This window comes from Virgibacillus dakarensis (assembly GCF_900155625.1).
In the GTDB taxonomy this organism is placed as follows: domain Bacteria; phylum Bacillota; class Bacilli; order Bacillales; family Amphibacillaceae; genus Lentibacillus_C; species Lentibacillus_C populi.
Genome location: NZ_LT732553.1, coordinates 553,623 through 572,531 on the forward strand (window position 1 = coordinate 553,623; position 18,909 = coordinate 572,531).

24 protein-coding genes are annotated in these 18,909 nt (G+C 39.5%); 12 read left to right on the forward strand and 12 right to left on the reverse strand.

The window, feature by feature from the left end; translation table 11 throughout:
* The first annotated feature begins 85 nt into the window (after window positions 1-85).
* From CZ382_RS02775 to CZ382_RS02790, 4 genes are all read left to right on the forward strand, one after another.
* A complete protein-coding gene (locus CZ382_RS02775; RefSeq protein ID WP_088049711.1) occupies window positions 86-1,102 on the forward strand; it encodes a FecCD family ABC transporter permease in 1,017 nt (338 codons plus the stop codon).
* Window positions 1,099-2,121, forward strand: a complete 1,023-nt coding sequence (locus tag CZ382_RS02780; protein ID WP_088049712.1) for a FecCD family ABC transporter permease — start codon at window positions 1,099-1,101, stop codon at window positions 2,119-2,121. The genes CZ382_RS02775 and CZ382_RS02780 overlap by 4 nt, the downstream gene beginning before the upstream one ends.
* A gap of 165 nt (window positions 2,122-2,286) precedes the next feature.
* Complete coding sequence (locus tag CZ382_RS02785) at window positions 2,287-3,294, forward strand: NAD(P)/FAD-dependent oxidoreductase (protein ID WP_088049713.1); 1,008 nt, start codon at window positions 2,287-2,289, stop codon at window positions 3,292-3,294.
* Window positions 3,295-3,443: 149 nt separating this feature from the next.
* A complete protein-coding gene (locus tag CZ382_RS02790) occupies window positions 3,444-4,928 on the forward strand; it encodes an alpha-amylase family glycosyl hydrolase (protein ID WP_088049714.1) in 1,485 nt (494 codons plus the stop codon).
* A 55-nt stretch (window positions 4,929-4,983) separates the two neighbouring features.
* On the opposite strand, the gene yppF is transcribed toward CZ382_RS02790, so the two are convergent.
* From yppF to CZ382_RS02805, 3 genes are all read right to left on the reverse strand, one after another.
* Window positions 4,984-5,172, reverse strand: a complete 189-nt coding sequence (gene yppF, locus CZ382_RS02795; RefSeq protein ID WP_088049715.1) for a YppF family protein — start codon at window positions 5,170-5,172, stop codon at window positions 4,984-4,986.
* Window positions 5,173-5,253: 81 nt separating this feature from the next.
* Window positions 5,254-6,480, reverse strand: a complete 1,227-nt coding sequence (locus CZ382_RS02800) for a hypothetical protein (RefSeq protein ID WP_088049716.1) — start codon at window positions 6,478-6,480, stop codon at window positions 5,254-5,256.
* 324 nt (window positions 6,481-6,804) lie between these two features.
* Window positions 6,805-8,970, reverse strand: a complete 2,166-nt coding sequence (locus CZ382_RS02805; protein WP_159457753.1) for a beta-propeller domain-containing protein — start codon at window positions 8,968-8,970, stop codon at window positions 6,805-6,807.
* A 76-nt stretch (window positions 8,971-9,046) separates the two neighbouring features.
* Here CZ382_RS02805 and CZ382_RS23615 point away from each other — a divergent pair, with 76 nt between their 5' ends.
* Window positions 9,047-9,220: a hypothetical protein gene (locus CZ382_RS23615; RefSeq protein ID WP_159457754.1), complete on the forward strand. Its 174-nt coding sequence runs from the start codon at window positions 9,047-9,049 to the stop codon at window positions 9,218-9,220.
* Window positions 9,221-9,326: 106 nt separating this feature from the next.
* Here the strand turns inward: CZ382_RS23615 and CZ382_RS02810 are convergent, their stop codons facing one another.
* A complete protein-coding gene (locus tag CZ382_RS02810) occupies window positions 9,327-10,187 on the reverse strand; it encodes a DegV family protein (protein ID WP_088049718.1) in 861 nt (286 codons plus the stop codon).
* 256 nt (window positions 10,188-10,443) lie between these two features.
* Here CZ382_RS02810 and CZ382_RS02815 point away from each other — a divergent pair, with 256 nt between their 5' ends.
* Together CZ382_RS02815 and CZ382_RS02820 are read left to right on the forward strand one after the other, a co-directional pair.
* A complete protein-coding gene (locus tag CZ382_RS02815) occupies window positions 10,444-11,289 on the forward strand; it encodes a YitT family protein (RefSeq protein WP_088049719.1) in 846 nt (281 codons plus the stop codon).
* Window positions 11,290-11,312: 23 nt separating this feature from the next.
* Window positions 11,313-11,741: a lipoprotein gene (locus tag CZ382_RS02820; RefSeq protein WP_088049720.1), complete on the forward strand. Its 429-nt coding sequence runs from the start codon at window positions 11,313-11,315 to the stop codon at window positions 11,739-11,741.
* Window positions 11,742-11,817: 76 nt separating this feature from the next.
* Here CZ382_RS02820 and CZ382_RS02825 read toward each other — a convergent pair whose 3' ends face one another.
* From CZ382_RS02825 to CZ382_RS02835, 4 genes are all read right to left on the reverse strand, one after another.
* Window positions 11,818-12,081, reverse strand: coding sequence for a NifU N-terminal domain-containing protein (locus tag CZ382_RS02825; protein ID WP_088049721.1), 264 nt, complete (start codon window positions 12,079-12,081; stop codon window positions 11,818-11,820).
* A 231-nt stretch (window positions 12,082-12,312) separates the two neighbouring features.
* Window positions 12,313-12,507: a DUF3813 family protein gene (locus CZ382_RS02830; protein WP_088049722.1), complete on the reverse strand. Its 195-nt coding sequence runs from the start codon at window positions 12,505-12,507 to the stop codon at window positions 12,313-12,315.
* Complete coding sequence (locus tag CZ382_RS23910) at window positions 12,508-12,657, reverse strand: hypothetical protein (protein WP_188724945.1); 150 nt, start codon at window positions 12,655-12,657, stop codon at window positions 12,508-12,510.
* 319 nt (window positions 12,658-12,976) lie between these two features.
* A complete protein-coding gene (locus CZ382_RS02835; RefSeq protein WP_088049723.1) occupies window positions 12,977-13,825 on the reverse strand; it encodes a Cof-type HAD-IIB family hydrolase in 849 nt (282 codons plus the stop codon).
* 179 nt (window positions 13,826-14,004) lie between these two features.
* On the opposite strand from CZ382_RS02835, the gene CZ382_RS02840 reads away from it, so the two are divergent.
* From CZ382_RS02840 to moaD, 5 genes are all read left to right on the forward strand, one after another.
* Complete coding sequence (locus CZ382_RS02840) at window positions 14,005-14,766, forward strand: alpha/beta fold hydrolase (RefSeq protein ID WP_088050955.1); 762 nt, start codon at window positions 14,005-14,007, stop codon at window positions 14,764-14,766.
* Window positions 14,767-15,020: 254 nt separating this feature from the next.
* Window positions 15,021-15,332 carry a metal-sulfur cluster assembly factor gene (locus CZ382_RS02845; protein ID WP_088049724.1) on the forward strand — a complete coding sequence of 104 codons (312 nt, stop codon included), beginning with the start codon at window positions 15,021-15,023 and terminating at the stop codon, window positions 15,330-15,332.
* A gap of 87 nt (window positions 15,333-15,419) precedes the next feature.
* The gene (gene mobB, locus CZ382_RS02850; protein WP_088049725.1) at window positions 15,420-15,920 is read left to right on the forward strand and encodes a molybdopterin-guanine dinucleotide biosynthesis protein B; all 501 of its coding nucleotides are present in this window, start codon (window positions 15,420-15,422) and stop codon (window positions 15,918-15,920) included.
* A 1-nt stretch (window position 15,921) separates the two neighbouring features.
* Window positions 15,922-16,395: a molybdenum cofactor biosynthesis protein MoaE gene (locus CZ382_RS02855; protein ID WP_088049726.1), complete on the forward strand. Its 474-nt coding sequence runs from the start codon at window positions 15,922-15,924 to the stop codon at window positions 16,393-16,395.
* A complete protein-coding gene (gene moaD, locus CZ382_RS02860; RefSeq protein WP_088049727.1) occupies window positions 16,388-16,621 on the forward strand; it encodes a molybdopterin converting factor subunit 1 in 234 nt (77 codons plus the stop codon). The genes CZ382_RS02855 and moaD overlap by 8 nt, the downstream gene beginning before the upstream one ends.
* A 238-nt stretch (window positions 16,622-16,859) precedes the next feature.
* Here the strand turns inward: moaD and CZ382_RS02865 are convergent, their stop codons facing one another.
* Genes CZ382_RS02865 through CZ382_RS02880 form a run of 4 tightly spaced genes read right to left on the reverse strand, consistent with a single transcriptional unit; the run spans window position 16,860 to window position 18,895 of the window.
* The gene (locus CZ382_RS02865) at window positions 16,860-17,162 is read right to left on the reverse strand and encodes a metal-sulfur cluster assembly factor (RefSeq protein ID WP_088049728.1); all 303 of its coding nucleotides are present in this window, start codon (window positions 17,160-17,162) and stop codon (window positions 16,860-16,862) included.
* A gap of 21 nt (window positions 17,163-17,183) precedes the next feature.
* Window positions 17,184-18,431, reverse strand: a complete 1,248-nt coding sequence (locus CZ382_RS02870) for a hypothetical protein (protein WP_088049729.1) — start codon at window positions 18,429-18,431, stop codon at window positions 17,184-17,186.
* Window positions 18,432-18,433: 2 nt separating this feature from the next.
* A complete protein-coding gene (locus CZ382_RS02875; RefSeq protein WP_088049730.1) occupies window positions 18,434-18,649 on the reverse strand; it encodes a DUF2249 domain-containing protein in 216 nt (71 codons plus the stop codon).
* Window positions 18,650-18,652: 3 nt separating this feature from the next.
* Complete coding sequence (locus CZ382_RS02880) at window positions 18,653-18,895, reverse strand: DUF2249 domain-containing protein (RefSeq protein ID WP_088049731.1); 243 nt, start codon at window positions 18,893-18,895, stop codon at window positions 18,653-18,655.
* Window positions 18,896-18,909 lie beyond the last annotated feature (14 nt).

Sequence of the window (18,909 nt, forward strand, 5' to 3'; positions counted from 1 at the left end):
AACGTTTACGATTATACTTTTAATTGATTATGATTATCAATCAAATTGATTTGCCGAGCACATTTAGTAAAGTCAGGGGAATATGATGTTTTCAATGATAAAAAATTCGCACGCACTTAAATTAGCAATTAATGTAGTTGCATTACTAGCTTTAGTTTTTTCCATCGGAATATCTGTTTCTTATGGTGCTGTTGATATAAAACTATCAACTGTTTGGCAAGCCATTTTTCACTTTGAGAGTAAGCTCACCTCTCATCAAGTAATCCAGGAATTGCGCTTACCTAGGGCGATTGCTGCAGCATTAGTTGGTTCGTTTTTAGCCGTATCAGGGGCAATTATGCAAGGACTGACCCGAAACCCCTTGGCATCGCCATCCATCATGGGGGTTACCGATGGCGCTGCATTTACGCTTGTAATGATGCTTGCCTTTTTCCCGGGAGCAGGTAATTTGGGCTATACCATGGCAGCTTTTGCCGGTGCTGGTATAGCGGTTGTCCTTGTGTTTATGGTTGGTTCCTTTTCCACAAGTGGCCTGACTCCTGTTAAATTAGCTTTAGCTGGTGTAGCAATCGGAACCATGTTAAGTTCTTTGTCCTCCGTTATTTCATTACACTTCCAGCTTGAAAAAGAAATGGGTTTCTGGATTGCCGGCGGACTAGCTGGTGTAAATTGGACGTCGATTCACATCCTGCTACTGTCTGGTGCAGCAGGTTTATTTTTGGCATTTTTTATTGCTAGATCAATCACATTGCTAAGCCTTGGTGAAGATGTTTCAACTGGTTTGGGACAGAATAATGTGGTAACGAAGGTAATTGGTATTATTGCTGTATTAGTCCTGACCGGATCGGCTGTTTCCATTGCCGGTACGATTGCATTTGTTGGTTTAATTGTGCCACACATTACCAGGTTTATTATTGGCACAGATTATCGCTGGATTATCCCGACCTCAGCAATATTTGGCGCTCTTTTGTTAGTGATATCTGATGTAACAGCGCGTTTAGTTAATTCTCCCTTTGAAACGCCGGTAGGAGCTATTACATCACTCATTGGTGTACCTTTCTTTCTATATTTAGCACGTGGCAGTGGGGGGAGTAAATCATGACATCAGAGAAAACCTTGAAACGAAAAAGCTTTATAGCATTAATAGGTCTATTAATCGTGCTCATTGTGGTAATGTTTTTTGTTAGTTTAAGTATCGGGGTTATTAAAATAGCACCGTTAGATGTGATTCGTACCTTGTTTGGTTACGGAACAGCTAAACAAGAGCTTGTTCTATTTGATTTCCGGTTGCCAGGAATCATTCTTGCTTTATTAATTGGAGCGGGACTAGCTGTGTCAGGGGTGATATTGCAAGGGGTAACGCAAAATGAACTTGCTGATCCTGGAATATTGGGAATCAATACGGGAGCAGGGCTTGCCGTTGTGTTATTTATCTTTTTTTTCCAGGATACATTAAACGCGGGAAGTACCTTATCTGCTTTTATCATGCCACTATTCGCTCTGATCGGAGCTCTTTTTGCAGCACTATTGATTTATGCCTTGGCATGGAAGAATGGTGTTAATCCAATTCGGCTTATTTTAGTAGGAATTGGTGTTAATGCTGCTTTTAGTGCGGCATTAATCATAATTCAATTAAAAATGGACCCACAGGATTTTCGCCAGGCGACCGTTTGGCTGTCGGGTGATATATGGAATGCTGACTGGAATTTTGTGTTTGCTTTATTGCCCTGGATTTTCATTTTAATTCCGTATGCCATGCATAAGGCACGCAGCTTAAATGTGTTAAATCTGGGTGATGAGATAGCGGCGGGGCTTGGCTCAAAGGTGGAGAATGAGCGGCGAATTCTTTTAATGCTAGCAGTTGCGCTTGCTGGTGCTTGTGTTGCTGCAGGTGGAGGAATTGCCTTTCTCGGGCTTGTAGTCCCGCATATCGCGAGGCGAATTGTAGGTCCAACCCATCAGTTGATTATTCCGATTTCGACACTTGTCGGTGCCTTATTATTAATGACAGCAGATATAATCGGGAAAAATCTGCTTACACCAACACAGATCCCGGTCGGCATTGTCGTTGCTATTTTAAGTACACCATATTTTGTATATTTATTGATGAAAACGAAGTAGGGACAAGAGCGGTAGCGTACTGGTGAAAGGTTGGACAATGTTAGATCTGATTTGGGCAGTATTTCATCTAAATTGGACTGTAAATCCTTCACTCCGGACAGAAATTACCTATTTTTGCCGGTATAGACGAACATCAAGCCAGAAAGTATAAAGGGGATAAAGCGGATGGAAAAACAATTAGAGCTTTACGACGTTACAATTATTGGTGGCGGGCCGGTTGGCTTGTTTACGGCATTATATAGTGGGATGCGGGAAATGAAAACAAAGATAATCGAGTTTCTCCCTTTTCTTGGCGGAAAAGTTCCCTATTTTTATCCGGAAAAAATAATTCGTGATGTCGGTGGAATAGCTAAGATATCCGGGATAGGATTAACGGAGCAGCTAATCGAACAAGCGAAAACGTTTGATCCGACGATAATCCTGGAGCAACAGGCAACCACTTTACAGAAATTAGAAAATGGTAATTTTATAGTTCGAACACAAACCGGGGAAGAGCACTATACCCGGACGATTATCCTGGCAACAGGCTTTGGCGCTTTAAAAACAATCAAGCTCGGATTACCAGAAGCTCCTGTCTATGAAAAAACGAATTTACATTATTTTGTCCGGGAGCGTGAACGGTTCCGTGGTAGAAAAGTTATTATTTCTGGTGGTGGAAATACAGCGATTGATTGGGCAAATGAGCTCGAACCGATTGCCGCGGAGGTGAGCGTGGTTTACCGAAAAGATGCGTTTCCGGCGATGGAAAGTAGTGTAACGAAAATGCAACATTCATCCGTAAACATTTTTACACCGTATAGCATTACCGGGTTGACCGGTAATGGAGAAGCAATAGCTGAAATTACAATTGAAAATGTCAAAACAGGTGAACAGAAAATACTCCCACTTGACGATCTTATTGTCAATCATGGATTCGAAATCGATTTAGGTACTATTTCAGAATGGGGCTGTGACATGTTTGATGGGGTAATTAAAGTCGACAGTACAATGCAGACGTCCATTCCTGGAATATTTGCAGTTGGTGATATTGCGTATTATCCGAACAAATTGCATTTAATCGCTGGTGGATTTAATGAAGGACCAATTGCGGTAAACCATGCCAAACAGCACATTGCACCAAATGAGCAATTGGAAACACTGTTTTCGACTAACACGGACCGTTTTTCGGACTAATTTTACTGAATCCTGCCTTTTTGGAACTACTGCTTGTTAACAACCACCGTATTATGAATGATTTTTAACAATGTTGCCGGGATTGTTGACTATTGACCGAAAAGGAGAATAATGAAAGGTAGGCGACTACTATTCTGGAGGAAATACATATGAAAAAGCTAGTATCACTACTGCTTGTCATCCCACTTTTTTATTGCTGGGGGGATTCGATCCATGCAGAGGAGAATAATTCCATACAGGAGGAAATGATATATACGATTTTTGTTGATCGGTTTAACAATGGTGATCAGCAGCTTGGTAATCAGGTCAATGTGGATGACCCAGAAGCATACCATGGTGGCGATATTAAAGGGATTACCGATAAATTGGATTACATAAAACAACTGGGCTTTACGACGATCTCCATATCATCCATTATGGAAAACGCAGGAGAAGGCTACCATGGCTATTGGATTGAAAATTTTTTCGAGGTTGAAGAGCAATTTGGCACGATGGAAGACTTACAAAAGCTGGTTGAAGAGGCACATAAACGTGATTTGCACGTTATACTGGAATTTGTCCCGAATTATGTTGCACCGACACACCCATTTGCAAAAGATGCCGATAAAACGATCCCAACTTCTGTAAAGGATTCGGTATGGCTGGATAAGGCAGTAACGTTAAATCTGGAAAATACAGAAGTGAAGAATATGCTTTTTAAGGCTGCAGACTTTTGGCTTGAAGAAGCAAATATTGATGGCTACAATCTTCACGCAATTGATCAAACACCACTCCCGTTCTTACAGGAATTTGTTGATCATCTGAGAAGCGTTAAGCCAAATATTGATTTAACTGGAAGTGTTTTACATGAGAATGATCTAACCGATGAATATGATAACGTGGGTATCCCGTTGATAGAAAATGCGGGAATGCAAAAGGCAATATCAGATGTATTGACCAATGCAGGAACACCGGTTGAAGAGCTTTATCATACATGGGAGTCGAACGGAAAAAGGGGAGGCTTAGTCTATGTTGATGATAAGTTTACCAAACGTTTTACCCAAAAGATCGTAGAAAGTGGGCAAAACCCATTAACAACGTGGAAAATCGCACTTGTCTACTTATATACAGCGCCAGGAGTACCACAAATCTATCAAGGCTCAGAAATACCGATGGATGGTGCATCGTTGGAAGAGGTACAACGGCTGGTGCAATTTAACAATAGTGACCAGGATTTACAGGACTACTTTAATAAAATCGCAGCTATTCGTAAACAATTTCCCGTCCTGTCGTATGGAGACTTTGAACTTGCAGGATCAAGCGGAGCAATGAGTGTGTTTAAACGATCTGATGAAGATACAACGATGTTTATCGCAATCAATAATGATACTGGCACGAAAGCAGTATCGGTCACCGATGTTCCTGATGGTATGCAGCTAACCGGTTTGTTGGGTGATAACATTGTTCGTAAAAATGAACAGGGAAAGTACAAAATCGGGATTGATCGTGAATCGGTTGAAATATTTGTTGTTGAGAAGGATAACGGGTTTAATTGGCTGTTTATCGGCATGATCGTTGGTGTTTTTGTGTTATTTATTTTGGCGGTCGTCCTGTTAAGCCGGAAGCAGCGCAAGAACGAAGCAATACAACCTTAAACTTATAAAGCACCCGGAATATGAATCCGGGTGCTTTTATATGTAAGCTTAGTATCTAGAAAGCATACTCATGTGAAGAAGTTGCACCTTGGTCATGTAAAAAATGAAATACTTTTTGGTAGGTTGTGATATCAATTTCGCCAGCAATATATTTCTTTTGGTAAAAATCCAGCAACTGGTTTATCGATTGGTAAGATTGCCCGCGATCTTGTTCATACGCCTGAATTAAATCTTGCAGCTGCATAAATATCCTCCTTCATATATTTTTTAGAACTTGTCCAGTCAATGCTTATCTAAAAATATATGAAGGATATAGTAAATTCATTCATACGGCTTGCTTTTTCTGTCTGGAAAAAGATAACCATATGATCAAAATACCAATTGCCAGCAGTACACTTGCCGCAAGCAACCCTTGCGAAAAAAAGGGAAGAGATCCAAATCCGCACCAGCGGGCTAACCCATCACCAAATAAAAACAATTCATTTACTAAAAAACCGATAAGGAAAATAATAATCCCTGATTGGACTAGTATTTTCTTTGTTTCTATAATTCGTGCCAGCTGATATTGGGTCAGGATAAATATGCTGACGAAACCTAAAAGGGTAAAGTGCAAATAGCCAATAATGATACTTCTCGTTTGATAAACAAGTTCTGCCATCGTTGGTGAAATCAGCCCGAGCTCCATCGTACTTTTGACGACTAACAAGAAAAAGGTTATCCATAAACAAACGATAGTGATTTCGTTGACTTGTTTATAAAGGTGTAACCATATTCCTTTAAAGGCAACAACAAGAGCAAGCACCCCAATCCACTGACCAATACTGCCAATGGTTGCCAGTATGCTGCCATAGCTCCCCAGATCCCCCCATAGAACCGATAAGAAATATCCCGGAAACAGGGCGGCAAAATAAATCCAGAATCCTGTTTTTACCAGTGAATGATGAAAATGAATCCTTCTCTGGTGAAGGACAATAATAAATAATCCAATCAATACGAGGTACAGCCAGCCATTGTATTGGAAATGTAAATAAAAATAAATGGCCATATCAAAAATCGGACTGTTCCTTAAACCATTTGCGGAAATAAATCCTAATGAAAAAGGACCGATTGACGAGATGATTAATGCAATTAATGAACCGTTGATAAATAACCGGCTTGTATTAGGCAGGTTATTCTGTTGTTTTAGCTGCCGGTATATAAATAGAGCAGCCCAGTATTCGGTAAAAATATGAATACTTGAGATGATAATCGAATATACCCCATAACCCTGATAAATAAAAGCTGTAAACATTAAAAACGAGGTGATAAAAATGGTTATCATCAGTGCAATTGCTTGCCGTTTTTGCCTGATGGATTTCCAAAAAAGCGTTAAAAAAATAAGGAAAACCCCGATAAATGCCCATCCCAAAATAGCTAAATGGGAATGTGCATGCATAACGTTTGTGTATGGAATCGTGCTGCTTGGAAAAAACGAAAATAATCGCATCCATAAACCGGATAGAGCTGTAAGGGTAAATAAAATAAAGGTAAAATGTATAAATAGCCGCGGCATTCTATGATCGCTCCTACATCAATAACTATTATTAATTTTCATCAAATAGGACAAAAGATGCAATAGGAAATAGAAGAATGTCAAAGAAATATAACATTTTTGTGTCGTAAATGGCAATTTTTGTGGGAAGAAAAGAGATCTCCTGTCACGGATACAAGGTTTTGTACCAGACAGGAGTGTTTACCAGGGCTCATTAATGTTCAATTTATTTACGAGCTTATTAGAGTGCTTCATACAACGGAAGGGGGCATCAAATAACGCAAATCACTCATCTATAAGAATTTCAATTTTGAAAGTGTGTATACATAACTCTGCTAAGTATCGCTAATTCATGGTGGATGGGTCAGGAAAAGCTATTTTCTGGATAATTTTTTTACCTTTCAGGTCATATACCCTCATTTGGTCATACGAAAAAGTATAAAGGTTATGATCAACTGAAACAATCCGCCTGATTTCCGAATCCCATTCCGGGTAATCTTGTACATTTTCCTGGTGAGTGATCGAATCTTTCAAGACAATCCCATCTTCTGGAGAAATGCTATATAAGAAAGCACCTGCAAAAACAGGCCGTTCTTCTTCGTAGGTGGCATCGCCTTTATGGACTGTTTTAGCGTCAAACGCCACAGCAGGAAATCCGAACAGGTTTTTATCCGGGTGTTTGAATAAAGCTTTATGATTATGATTCAACTCGGTATACGAGCTGCCTTCACCAATTACTTCACTATCTATTTCTTTCGGATTCGCTTGATCACTGACATCAAATAAAGACAGTTTAATCCCATCCATACGTACGGATGGTTCATTACTATTTTCTTCCTGTACTAGCTTTGTATGCTGTCCAAATCCAATCACATGATCTTTGTCAAGGGGATGGAGGTAATTACTGAATCCAGGTATTTTTAACTTTCCTAACACAGTGGGTGTCGCTGGATCAGCTAAGTCAATTACAAATAATGGATCAACCTGCTTGAACGTGACCATATAGGCGACATTGTCCAGATACCGTACACTATATATCTGTTCCCCTTTCGCGAGATCCTCAATCGAACCTAATGCATTGAGTTTGGAATCAAACGTGTACAAATTATTTGTCGTGGTATTGTCTTTTTCATTTGTGGTTGCGACACGAAATACCCCGTCACGTTCGTCCATGGCAAATTGATTTACCAATGTACCGCTAACGGAGAGTGAATTTTGGAAATCTATCGAACCATTGTCAATATGAAATTGAAATATTTCAGTATTAGCTGAATTATTGACAGCTATTTCGGCTGAATCACTTGTTTCCAAGGCAGCATCATACTTTTCCATTGCGATATAGATGTTATTTTTTGACATGTATAGCTGATCAGAAGCACCCAAGTATGATTCAATTTGCGCAGCTTCTTCCATGTCATTCAAATTAATGGATGCCAGCAACATAAAGGCGTTCTCCGTGCTTTCCGGGAAAAAATAGATGTCATGATATGCTAGCGGCTGGCTATTACTTTGGGCTACTGCACTATCCTTTATAAATGGACGTGGATCCATATTTTGCTTGTTGTCTTGCAAAATATGATACGGCGGATATGAGTTGGCAACCAAATAGAGATAGCCATCCATTTGTCGAGAAGCGGTCATATCACCCTCCAAAGTTACTTCTCTAATTTTTTCTGGTGGTTTTTGATCAGAGATACGATAAAAAATAATGCTTGTTTGCTCCATAACGTATTCAGCTGTTTTCGATTGATCACGCAGGCTTTTACTGGAATTGCCAATTGCGATCAACAAATCCTTGTGAACGTACAATTCAACAGGCTGAAAATGCTCTTCGCTAATTGTGCTTTTTGCCGTGCTGCTTTTCCCGTTTGCTTCAGCAATGATGATGTCGGAATCTCTGGCAAAATAAATGGAATTCCCGTCTGTTTTTATCAAATCACCCTCGTCAATACCATGTACCTGCACATTTGTTTCCGATGTAGTGGGGGTATTTTCTGCTGCAGAACTCTCTGTCTTCATATCAGCAGTAGCGTTATCTTCTTCAAGGACAGTAAACTCTTTTGTTTGCTCTGTTCGTTCTTCTAAAAGCGTTACCAGCTGCTTGCGGTTTTTAATGCTCGGCAGTTCGTCAACAGCCTGAAATGAGTGGGTGAATTTATCACCGAAGTTTTTACCCCCGGCTGTTTGCACCGTATCCGTAATGATTAATTGGTATGTTTCCCCAATGGTATAACCGGATTCGGGTGCGTTGATTGTAAGTACTGTGTGATCCACATTCCATTTCCAGGAAACCGGAACAGATTTTTTATCAGCGGAAATGACTTGTACTGTTTCATGATGGAACGTTTCCGGATCCATCTCCTGAGAAAAATGAATCTGCCAAGCTTTAAAAGGGGGTGCGTGGCTAGATGCGAATGGAATCTCCACTTTTAATGAATGGGAAAAAAACAAAAATGCACAGACTGTGATTGCAATACACACACCACTAACCAGCCAAACTTTCTTTTTCATTGGATACACCTCATTTTTAATCCTGTTTAACAAATTAGACGATGAACATTTATTTTTGTTACAGAAGGAGTTGAAAATGTGGTTGAACATTGTGATGAATGGAACTGCAAAACTGCGCGGCAAGGGGAAATTGAATGTATCTTGTGCCTTTGATCTGGTGGAACGGTGGAAGGGACTATTTTCCGAACAAACGCAGCACTTCATTAGTGATAAAGTGAACTTCATTCAGTGGGGTATTACTTCGCGTTAATGCGTGATAAAAAAGAAAAAGCTACCCAACAGGATAGCCTAATAGTGCATGTTCAAAAAGTCGCCGCTTATCATTTGGTGACTTTTTGAACATGCTCTAATATCATTTATTTATATTGATCATTTAAGAAAAACAGGGCAAGTGTACCTGGCCCGGAGTGTGCTCCGATTACTGAACCAACCATTTCAATCACGATATCCTTTGGTTGGAATTTTTCCTTAATCATTTCCGCTAATTGTTCGGCTCGTTCCAAATCATCGCCGTGGCTAATACCAATAACCTGATTGTTGATATCAACACCACGTTCGTCCATAATGTCAACCATACGGGCAAGCAATTTTTTGGACCCGCGCATTTTTTCAAGTGGGATTAATTTGCCATCGTCAACATGCAGGATCGGTTTAATTTTTAATAAAGAACCGACAAATGCGGCTGTTTTACTAACCCGCCCGCCACGATACAGGTATTCCAGGTCATCAACGGTAAAAATGTGCTCCATATGGTTGGCATGGTAGGTTGCAGTTTCCAAAATTTCTTCCACACTTGCACCGTTTTTCGCGAGTTGGGCAGCTCGGAGAACGACCAGTCCATAGCCGATTGAAGCGCATTTTGTGTCAACCGCATAAATGGGCGCATCCGGATAGTTTTCTTTAATTTCCTGCTCCATCATTTTTGCTGCTTGATATGTACCAGATAGCTCCGAGGAGAAGGCGAAATAAATTAAGGGTTGATTTGTTTCCGCGTACGATGTAAAAATAGTTTTAAAAGCTTGGGCAGATGCTTGGGATGTTTTCGGACTTTTTCCTTCGCGCATTGCATCATAGACGGTTTTCGCCGAAATGGTCTTTCCATCCTGAAAGTCTTTTTCATCAAGATGAACGGTTAATGGTATCATTTCAATGGCAAATTCGTTATAATATTGTTCCGACAGATCACATGCTGAATCGGCTAGAATTTTTACATTCATGTTTTTCACCTTCATTCATAAAATAAAACGTTATTTTCTTATTAGTTTATAGCTAATATAGTAGTTAGTCAAAGTATATTTCTTCATTATTTTCAAAATTGCCAGCTTTTACCCGTCTAAACGGGCAGTGAAACACTGCTTCCAGATACTTAAAGAAAGTGGAAAAGAAAATGCCGGGGATTAACTACCCGTAAAGATTCGATCGTTCAGCAAACGGTTAGAGGGAAAAAGCCCATTGAATTATAAGGAGGCAGACATGTTTTTAGTTGAGGCAAAACGGATTATTATTGTTATATTCGGTTCTTTATTAGGAGCTATTTCATTAAACTTCTTTCTCATTGAAGCCAATGTCTATGCGAGTGGTTTCACGGGTGCTGCACAGCTCATTTCGAGTATCTTTAAAGACTTTTTGGATATTCGGATTAGTACTGGTATTCTGTTATTCCTGCTTAATATTCCGGTTGCCGTCTTGGGATGGTTTAAAGTAGGAAAAGGTTTTACGATTTATAGTGCAATTTCTGTTTTGTGCACAACGATCTTTTTGGAAGTTCTCCCGGTACTTCGCTTATCAGAGGATATTATATTAAACGCTGTATTTGGTGGCGTTATTGCAGGAACTGGTGTAGGAATTACACTAAAGATTGGTGCATCAACAGGTGGTATGGATATTGTGGCAATGGTACTTTCCCGAATGAAGGACAGGCCAATTGGTACATACTTTTTATTGCTGAATGCTGTTATAATTGCGTTGGCTGGTGTACTTTATGAACCGGAAAATGCTTTATATACGATGGTAGCATTATATGTAACAACACGTGTTATAGACGCCATTCATACTCGCCATGAGAAGGTAACGGCTATGATTATAACGCACAAGGCAGAAGAACTGCAACAGGCAATTCATAATAAAATGGTGCGGGGCATCACCATTTTACCTGCAACAGGCGCGTATACAAAAGAAAACAAAAATATGATGTATCTTGTTATTACAAGGTACGAGCTATATGACCTGGAAAAAATTATTTCCGAAGTGGATCCGAATGCATTCACCAATATTGTGCAAACAACAGGGATTTTCGGATTTTTTAGACGCAACGACTAATTTAAGCTGCAAGGAGGTAAAGCATGAAAAAACTACTATTGTTAGCTTCCATCATTTTTCTTTTGGCAGGCTGCAGCGGTCAAGATAATCCAGGCCAGAAGGAAAACCAGAATCAGGATAAGCCAGTAGCGGACAAGGAAAAGGTTTCGGTACAATTAAATAATATTGATATTAAAACACCAGATGGAAAAATTATAGTGAAAGGGAATGCGAACGCTACAAATGACGAATTTTTCTTTACGTTAAAATATGGTGATACCGTTGTTGTGGAAGAGAGAAAAATTGAATTGGATACGGATAAAAGTGGGTGGGGGAGTTTCGAATTGGCGATTGATCAGCCTGATGACGGAAAAACAGCAAAACAAATTCCGGTCTTTACGTTTTATAGTAAAAATAACGAAGGTGAGATCGTTAATCCAAATTATGTACCAGTGGATGTTGGGAAAGAATAAAACATTAAGCAAGTTATGTAAAAAAGCTTGGACTACCCAAGCTTTTTTTATAATATAATTCGGTTCCCATCGCGGATTAATATCCGTAGCTCTCAAATACCTTTATCACTTCAGGTTGAAGGTCGTCCCATTCCACATCAAATTGTTTATTGACTGTAATGAAATTTTGATATCCAAAGACATTATCAACGCCTTTCAGCTTCATTAAATCATTGAGTATTTCATGTTCACTTGTATCCCCGGGCATTACAGAAATACTGTTGTTGCCTTGAAAGATCAATTTATCTGTTGTAAATTTCAGCGCGTTTGGATTCGGTGTAGCTTCAGCTCTTACTCCCATGTATTAATCCCTCCTAAAATTATACCTACTTACATCTATATTAGCAGAAAAAGAACAGGGAAAAAAGATATAAATGAAAAATCCCCCGGTCAATTTTCATTGGCCAGGGGGATTTGCTTAGTAATAGCGAAACTGTTTCATCATTGTTAATGAAGTAGATATTGACTAAGACCAAGCTTTTAGGTAGGACAAGCATGTGGTTTCTGCCTGCCCAGACCATTTTTGCGGAGATTAGCTCAATTGGTTTTTTTGTTTAAGTGTTTGTTCAAGCTGCTGCAATTGCTGCTTTTCCTCAGCTGTACAATCGTTGTATGCTTGCTGGATAGCATTTTGTGCAGCCTGTTTTTCCTGTTCACTAGGCGTATTTTGAGCATTTGTTAAACGACTAACAGCAGATTTGGCTTGTTGAAAAAGATTATTTTCCAATTAAAATCCTCCTACTGTGTGGTTGTCAGCTTCCTCATGTTTTCGTTCCACATCTGAAAAACGTGTTCTGTAAGGAAACCGTTCATCATGTTTTTTAACGGAATCTGAGCCTTGCTGTGTAAATCTTCTCGACTTACTGTGCTTTCCCATGATGATTCCTCCCAACAAAATAAGTGAACGTATATCCTACGCTCACTACTAGTATGGATAGATGTTTTGCAAATATAGAAGGTAAATGCCGGAAATCAACAAAAACGAGATACTTACGGAACACTGTCACTGGGAAAACAATGATCCTGAATGAAGGGGATACTGTCCAGATCGAATAAGATACTGTTCGAGATAGAGGAAAAACTGCCCAAGTCGGATAAGATACTGTCCGAAATGGAAGGAATACTTCTAAATAGAAGAAGAACTATCCAATAAATGAAATTACCATCAGGTACCGAATGGTAGAACAGGCGGAGTTCTACCTTGCTATATGGGTGTTTCCGTTTTTATCCAGGTTCAAATAATTTTCCAGAAAAACACCTATTCCATCTGCTTCATTCGTATCTGTTACGTGATCGGCAATGGTTTTCAGTTCATTAATGGCGTTTCCCATTGCAACACCGACACCAGCGTAATCGATCATTTCAAAGTCATTATCTTCATCTCCAAACGCAATAATTCGTTCTTCTGGGATATGATAATAATGAGCGACTTTTTTTAATCCAATTGCTTTATTCATCCCCTTCTTTACAATCTCAATGATATTCCATGGGGCGCCCCATTTGCGGTGCTCGATTAATTCTGCGTGATAATCGTCCAAATGGTTTCGTAATTTCTGAATGTGGTTTTCTTCCGGATGAATAAGCAATGATGTTGGATCATCCTTTAATTCATTTTTTAAGCTGCCAATCGTAAATGGCGGGTCATTCTGTGTTGTATGAAAAATTTCCAGGATTTTTTCATCATATTGATCAAGGTAAATATTGTCTTGTACCTCAGCAAGGATGTTTTGCACACCAATTTGGTAACAGGCATCAACGATTTTAAGAGCCGTTCTTTTTGGCATTGGATTATGCAATGCCTGCCAATTTTCATCGTATGGATGATGGATCAGTGCACCGTTAAAGTTGACCATTGGTGTGTTTAATCCAAGTTCTTTATAATAATTAATGCTTGCACGATGCGGCCTGCCTGTTGAAATAACAACAATATGACCTTCCTCTTTTGCTTTCATTACCGTTTGTTTGGTTCGGGGGCTAATTTCCTTCTTATCGGTTAAAAGTGTACCATCTAAATCCAACGCAATTAAATACCGTTTGTTTTCCATTAGTTTTCACCTCGCCTGAACCTAGTTTATAAGTGATTCATCAGAATGTAAAGGATAATATTGCACGAACGCAAAAAGTTAACACACCATTTACTTTCGGATATTCAAACTGTTTGCAAATGGGTGCTGAATAATACTAATATGTACTTATATATAATATTGACGAGAGGATCTTGATGATGATTGGTGTATTACATAAAAACTTCAATAAAGTTCCAGCATTAGTTGTTGTTGACGCGAATAAGGAAAAGGAGGCCTTACCGGTTGTCATCTATTTTCACGGTTTTACGAGTGCGAAAGAACATAGTTTACCGATAGCGTATTTATTAGCTGAGAAGGGATACCGTGTTGTTCTGCCTGATAGCGAATACCATGGAGAGCGTGAGATTGTAATTTCAGCACTAAAAAAACAAATTTCATTTTGGGATATTGTGATGCAGAATGTAAAGGAATTAAAAGAGATCAAGGATGAACTTGAGAAGCGGGAATTGATTGTAGACAACCGAATTGGGGTTGCCGGGACAAGTATGGGCGGAATTACAACCTCGGCTGCATTAACGCAATATTCCTGGATAAAAGCTGCTGCCGTGTTAATGGGATCCCCAAAAATCACCACCTATGCTAAAACATTGGTTAACAGCTTTAAAAAAATGGGGAAACTGCCTGTAACAGAAGAAGAGATCGATCAATTGTATGAAGAACTTGTGACTTTTGACCTGTCAAAACAGGCAGAAAAACTTGATCAGCGGCCATTATTATTTTGGCACGGCGAAAGTGACTCCGTTGTTCCGTTTGATCATTCGTACACCTTTTATGATGAAGCAAGACATCAATATACGAATCAGGATCATATTCGTTTTATCAAAGAAGCAAATCGTGATCATAAAGTGAGCCGTTACGCCATTTTGGAAACTGTAAAATGGTTTGATACACATTTGTAAGAGGATGTTCAAAAAGTACCAAAAGTAAGCGGTCAATCTCGAGCTGGCAATAGGGGATCTTCTGCCAAAACCACCTACGACAATCGCCAACGTTAGGAGTCAGCACATTCTGTTCAAATCCGTGCTCGGAAACTCGCCGCCTAGGCCTTCAAGACCTTTGCACAAGTACGTACTATAAGGTGTGAGGTAAATCATTTAAAAAAACATGGAAATATGTTTAAATAAGAATAAGAAACAGGTAGGGAGGTATTCTGATGGATGAAGCGTTACAGGATAACATACTAGGTGCACTCGAAAATGTTATTGACCCAGAATTGGGCATTGATATTGTAAACCTTGGTCTCATATACGGTGTTGATTTGAAAGATGACGGTGTTTGTGATGTAACCATGACGCTCACTGCAATGGGTTGCCCACTTTCCGCGCATATTGAAGCTGACATTAAACGGGCACTTGATGACATCCCTGAAATAAAAGAAGTTAACGTGAACATCGTATGGAATCCGCCATGGGGCAAAGATAAAATGTCGCGTTATGCAAAGATTGCATTAGGCATTCCAGATTGATCAGTGTTATGGTACAAGGTTGATTCATTAGTGATGGATCAGCCTTTTTACTTTTCAAAATGAGATTTTTAAAATGAGGGCTTGGATATGCAAACATGCCAAATAGTTGGTTATAAAAATTCAGGTAAAACAACTGTAATGAAGTATTTGATAACGCACTTTTCCAAAAAGGGCTTGAAAGTCGGTTCGTTAAAACATCACGGACATGGAGGAGAGCCCGCATTAATAAAGAATACGGATAATTATCAGCATTTTGCAGCAGGTGCAAGCGTTAGTCTGGTTCAAGGAGAAACTAACAGCCAAATAATCCTTCCGAATCTGGATTTAACAGAACTTATTCGATTATTTACATTATTGCAGATTAATTTATTGTTTGTAGAAGGGTTTAAACAAGCGGATTTTCCCAAAATTGTTTTATTAAAATGTGAAGAGGACAAATCGCTTTTAAACAAGCTTTCGTCGATAATTGCAGTAGGATCATGGGATGAAGGCCTGCTAAAAGGTGTAAATTATCCTGCGTTTCCGATCACAAACATGGAAGCACATGTAATTAAGCTGGCGGATTACATACTGGACGGAAGGTGTTAGGATGGCAAAGGATTTTTGGATTACCGATCAGCCGATAAACCTGAATGATTGCATCGCAAAGGTTGTTCGTACCGAGGCGGGAGCGATTAATACATTTATTGGCACCGTTCGCGAATTTACGAAGGGTAAGCGAACATTATTTTTGGAATACCAGGCATATATTGCAATGGCGGAGAAAAAGCTTTGCCAAATCGGTAATGAAATAAGTGAAAAATGGCCGGATGCCAAAACAGCAATTGTACATCGTATCGGTCGTTTGGAGCTTTCCGATATTGCTGTTGTCATTGCTGTTTCGACTCCACATCGAAATGATGCCTTTGCGGCAAGCAGATATGCCATTGAACGAATTAAGGAAATTGTCCCGATCTGGAAAAAGGAACACTGGGAAGATGGCACCGAGTGGATAGGTGATCAGAAAGAAATGGTTTCTTATATGGACAATCTGCCAACAGAGGAGGAAATGAAAAATGATTGATGTGTTATTTTTTGCCGAGTTGCGGGAAGCGATAGGAAAGGAGAAAATTTCTGTCGAAGCGGATGTTGTTTCGGTCAAGGAGTTAAAAGCAAAATTGCTGGCAACCTATCAGTTGGAAAACCTTGATAATGCGATGATTGCGGTTAACGAGGAGTATCAAACCGAAGAAGCGAAAATTGCGGATGGTGATGTCGTCGCATTTATTCCGCCGGTTAGCGGGGGATGATGGAGCCATTTGCATAGAGATATCATAAAAAAAATAGGCTTCTTCAAGGAGAGGCCTACGATTACCTGCTAACTCCTCCTTATTAAGAGGAGGCGCCATAGTGGCTAAAGATATAGCGGTATCTTTAGCCTTTAGTATTTTATTATGTATTAACGCTGCAATACCCACCTCTAAGTGTGAGTAAACTAAAAACGCTACGTCCTGTGTGTCGGAAACCCCCGCTGAATGAAGCTTCACTTTATGCAAACCCTAGCATTTCTTTTGCCCGGTCACTCATTTTATCAGGTGACCATGCCGGTTCCCAAACGAGGTTAACATCAATCTCAGCAACCCCTTCAATTTGACCGACTCGATATTTTACTCCGTTAGCAATGCTATCATGCATCGGGCATCCGGGGGTCGTAAGTGTCATCGTGATTTTAACGTTATCATTATCATCCAGTTCAATCGCATAAATAAGCCCCAAATCCATAATATTAACACCAAGTTCCGGATCAATCACTTCAAATAATGATGCCCTAACCTCTGTTAATAATGACATTTCTAATCTCTCCTTTCATTATTAAACAAGCAGCACGCGGATAATGGATATTGTGTAAAGTAATGAAGTTAACGCGAGCAGAGCCTGAAAAATAAGTAAAAATATACTAAGTTGTAATAACCCGGACAGCATGAGTCCTGCAACACTAATGATAAACAACACAAACAGTATTACAGCCACTTTTTCATTAACCATATCTTTTAATGTCGGAACTTTTTCCTTGCCGATTCGTTCCGAGTATTTGTATGTCCACCATAGAAATGGAACAATTTTGTATAAATATCCTAAAATGCTAAAGATGATCCAGCCCATCACATAAAGAAAAATCAACCAGCTCCAAATCAATTGATTACTTACCTGAAAAAGATATAGCCCTACAGCGATTATATGGACACCTAAACCAATATGAATGGCTAACAAAGAAAATGAAAAAGGACGATCCAATTTTTTCTTAATTCGTTTTGCGAGGATTTCCCGAATATCAAAGAAAAAGAAGCTAAATCCGGCTAACAGCAAAATCCAGCCAATTCCTGATAACAATGCACTTCCTGTCCAAAATGATCCAATTAATCCGAGCAATCCTGCAATATAGGTAAAGAAGGCGGTTTTTGCCCATTTCATCGAATAACCATGAGATAAACTGAACATGGGGACAAGCTTATAGGAAAACCCGAAAATCAGCAAGGTGAACCATCCAGCAACGCCAAGTACGATATGCGTATGCAAAATGGTATTATGGTTACCAACACCGCCAAAGGCAAAATTCCATGCTAACAAAAATCCGGCAACAATTGTTAAAAAAAAGCAGGTAATTGCTCCAAGAACAAATAGGGTCATTGAATTTCTCTTTTGCTGCCTTAAGATCGTTTTAGCCATCTGAATCACAAACATAATGATCCCAATAATGGCCATAATTCCACCGTAGATAGCCTGGTCAGGTTTCAAGCCCAGTAACAACGCAAAAACTGTTATCCCAATAGCGGTAACAAGAAATTGGATAAAACCAAATGTTTGATTCCATATCGGTGTCAGGAAGGCAACAGGGACAAGCTGATACATTGCCCCCATCGCAATCATGACAGCATATCCTAACAGCAAAAAATGAGCCCCCATCCAGATGTCGGGGATGCGAAAATTTCCCGCAGCTAATAGATCATTATTTACAAAAAGTATTATTTGTGCTGCTACTAATGCTATTAGCGCATAAAGAATAAAAGCCAGTGGTAATTTAATGTTTGTGTCTGATTTCATGCTCGTACCGGGCATCATGTTTAATCACCAGTCTTTGTTATGATAATCTTGAAACTTCCATCTTCCTGAGGTTCTGTTTCATGCAAATATCCGCGCTCATTTAATTCCTCGTACAAAAACATCGGACGACGGTCATTGATAATGGTTAACGACTCACCGCTGTTCATCTTGTCCAATGCCTTTAGTGTACGCATCATTGGCTTTGGTGGTTCTAGTCCACGATTATCAATAATCATACTTCATTCAACTCCTTTTTTGATATAGGTAACTTTCCAGTGCTTTTTCGCTACTTTTTCGGCTTCATGTGTGAACCCTTTGCGCTTTAAAACAGCATGTAAAGGAACAGGATTAAAGGGTGCGTGTAATACAAGTGCTTGCCCATCTTCCAACTGCTTCACGGCTCCCATGATTTTATCGAAAGGCTCTTTTTTTAAACGAAGATCCTCCCGTACATCTAACTCGATAAATTTTTTTGTGCTCATTGAACTATCACCTC

Coding starts and splice junctions, on each gene's coding strand:
- CZ382_RS02870 (WP_088049729.1), bottom strand. CDS start 18,431: ATGATGCCCGGTACGAGCATGAAATCAGACACAAACATTAAATTACCA.
- CZ382_RS02835 (WP_088049723.1), bottom strand. CDS start 13,825: ATGGAAAACAAACGGTATTTAATTGCGTTGGATTTAGATGGTACACTT.
- CZ382_RS02875 (WP_088049730.1), bottom strand. CDS start 18,649: ATGATTATTGATAATCGTGGACTAGAACCACCAAAGCCAATGATGCGT.
- moaD (WP_088049727.1), top strand. CDS start 16,388: ATGATTGATGTGTTATTTTTTGCCGAGTTGCGGGAAGCGATAGGAAAG.
- CZ382_RS02810 (WP_088049718.1), bottom strand. CDS start 10,187: ATGAATGTAAAAATTCTAGCCGATTCAGCATGTGATCTGTCGGAACAA.
- CZ382_RS02805 (WP_159457753.1), bottom strand. CDS start 8,970: ATGAAAAAGAAAGTTTGGCTGGTTAGTGGTGTGTGTATTGCAATCACA.
- CZ382_RS02780 (WP_088049712.1), top strand. CDS start 1,099: ATGACATCAGAGAAAACCTTGAAACGAAAAAGCTTTATAGCATTAATA.
- CZ382_RS02825 (WP_088049721.1), bottom strand. CDS start 12,081: ATGGGAGTAAGAGCTGAAGCTACACCGAATCCAAACGCGCTGAAATTT.
- CZ382_RS02820 (WP_088049720.1), top strand. CDS start 11,313: ATGAAAAAACTACTATTGTTAGCTTCCATCATTTTTCTTTTGGCAGGC.
- CZ382_RS23910 (WP_188724945.1), bottom strand. CDS start 12,657: ATGGGAAAGCACAGTAAGTCGAGAAGATTTACACAGCAAGGCTCAGAT.
- CZ382_RS02840 (WP_088050955.1), top strand. CDS start 14,005: ATGATTGGTGTATTACATAAAAACTTCAATAAAGTTCCAGCATTAGTT.
- CZ382_RS02785 (WP_088049713.1), top strand. CDS start 2,287: ATGGAAAAACAATTAGAGCTTTACGACGTTACAATTATTGGTGGCGGG.
- CZ382_RS02790 (WP_088049714.1), top strand. CDS start 3,444: ATGAAAAAGCTAGTATCACTACTGCTTGTCATCCCACTTTTTTATTGC.
- CZ382_RS02845 (WP_088049724.1), top strand. CDS start 15,021: ATGGATGAAGCGTTACAGGATAACATACTAGGTGCACTCGAAAATGTT.
- CZ382_RS02815 (WP_088049719.1), top strand. CDS start 10,444: ATGTTTTTAGTTGAGGCAAAACGGATTATTATTGTTATATTCGGTTCT.
- CZ382_RS02800 (WP_088049716.1), bottom strand. CDS start 6,480: ATGCCGCGGCTATTTATACATTTTACCTTTATTTTATTTACCCTTACA.
- yppF (WP_088049715.1), bottom strand. CDS start 5,172: ATGCAGCTGCAAGATTTAATTCAGGCGTATGAACAAGATCGCGGGCAA.
- CZ382_RS02865 (WP_088049728.1), bottom strand. CDS start 17,162: ATGTCATTATTAACAGAGGTTAGGGCATCATTATTTGAAGTGATTGAT.
- CZ382_RS02880 (WP_088049731.1), bottom strand. CDS start 18,895: ATGAGCACAAAAAAATTTATCGAGTTAGATGTACGGGAGGATCTTCGT.
- mobB (WP_088049725.1), top strand. CDS start 15,420: ATGCAAACATGCCAAATAGTTGGTTATAAAAATTCAGGTAAAACAACT.
- CZ382_RS02775 (WP_088049711.1), top strand. CDS start 86: ATGTTTTCAATGATAAAAAATTCGCACGCACTTAAATTAGCAATTAAT.
- CZ382_RS02855 (WP_088049726.1), top strand. CDS start 15,922: ATGGCAAAGGATTTTTGGATTACCGATCAGCCGATAAACCTGAATGAT.
- CZ382_RS23615 (WP_159457754.1), top strand. CDS start 9,047: ATGTGGTTGAACATTGTGATGAATGGAACTGCAAAACTGCGCGGCAAG.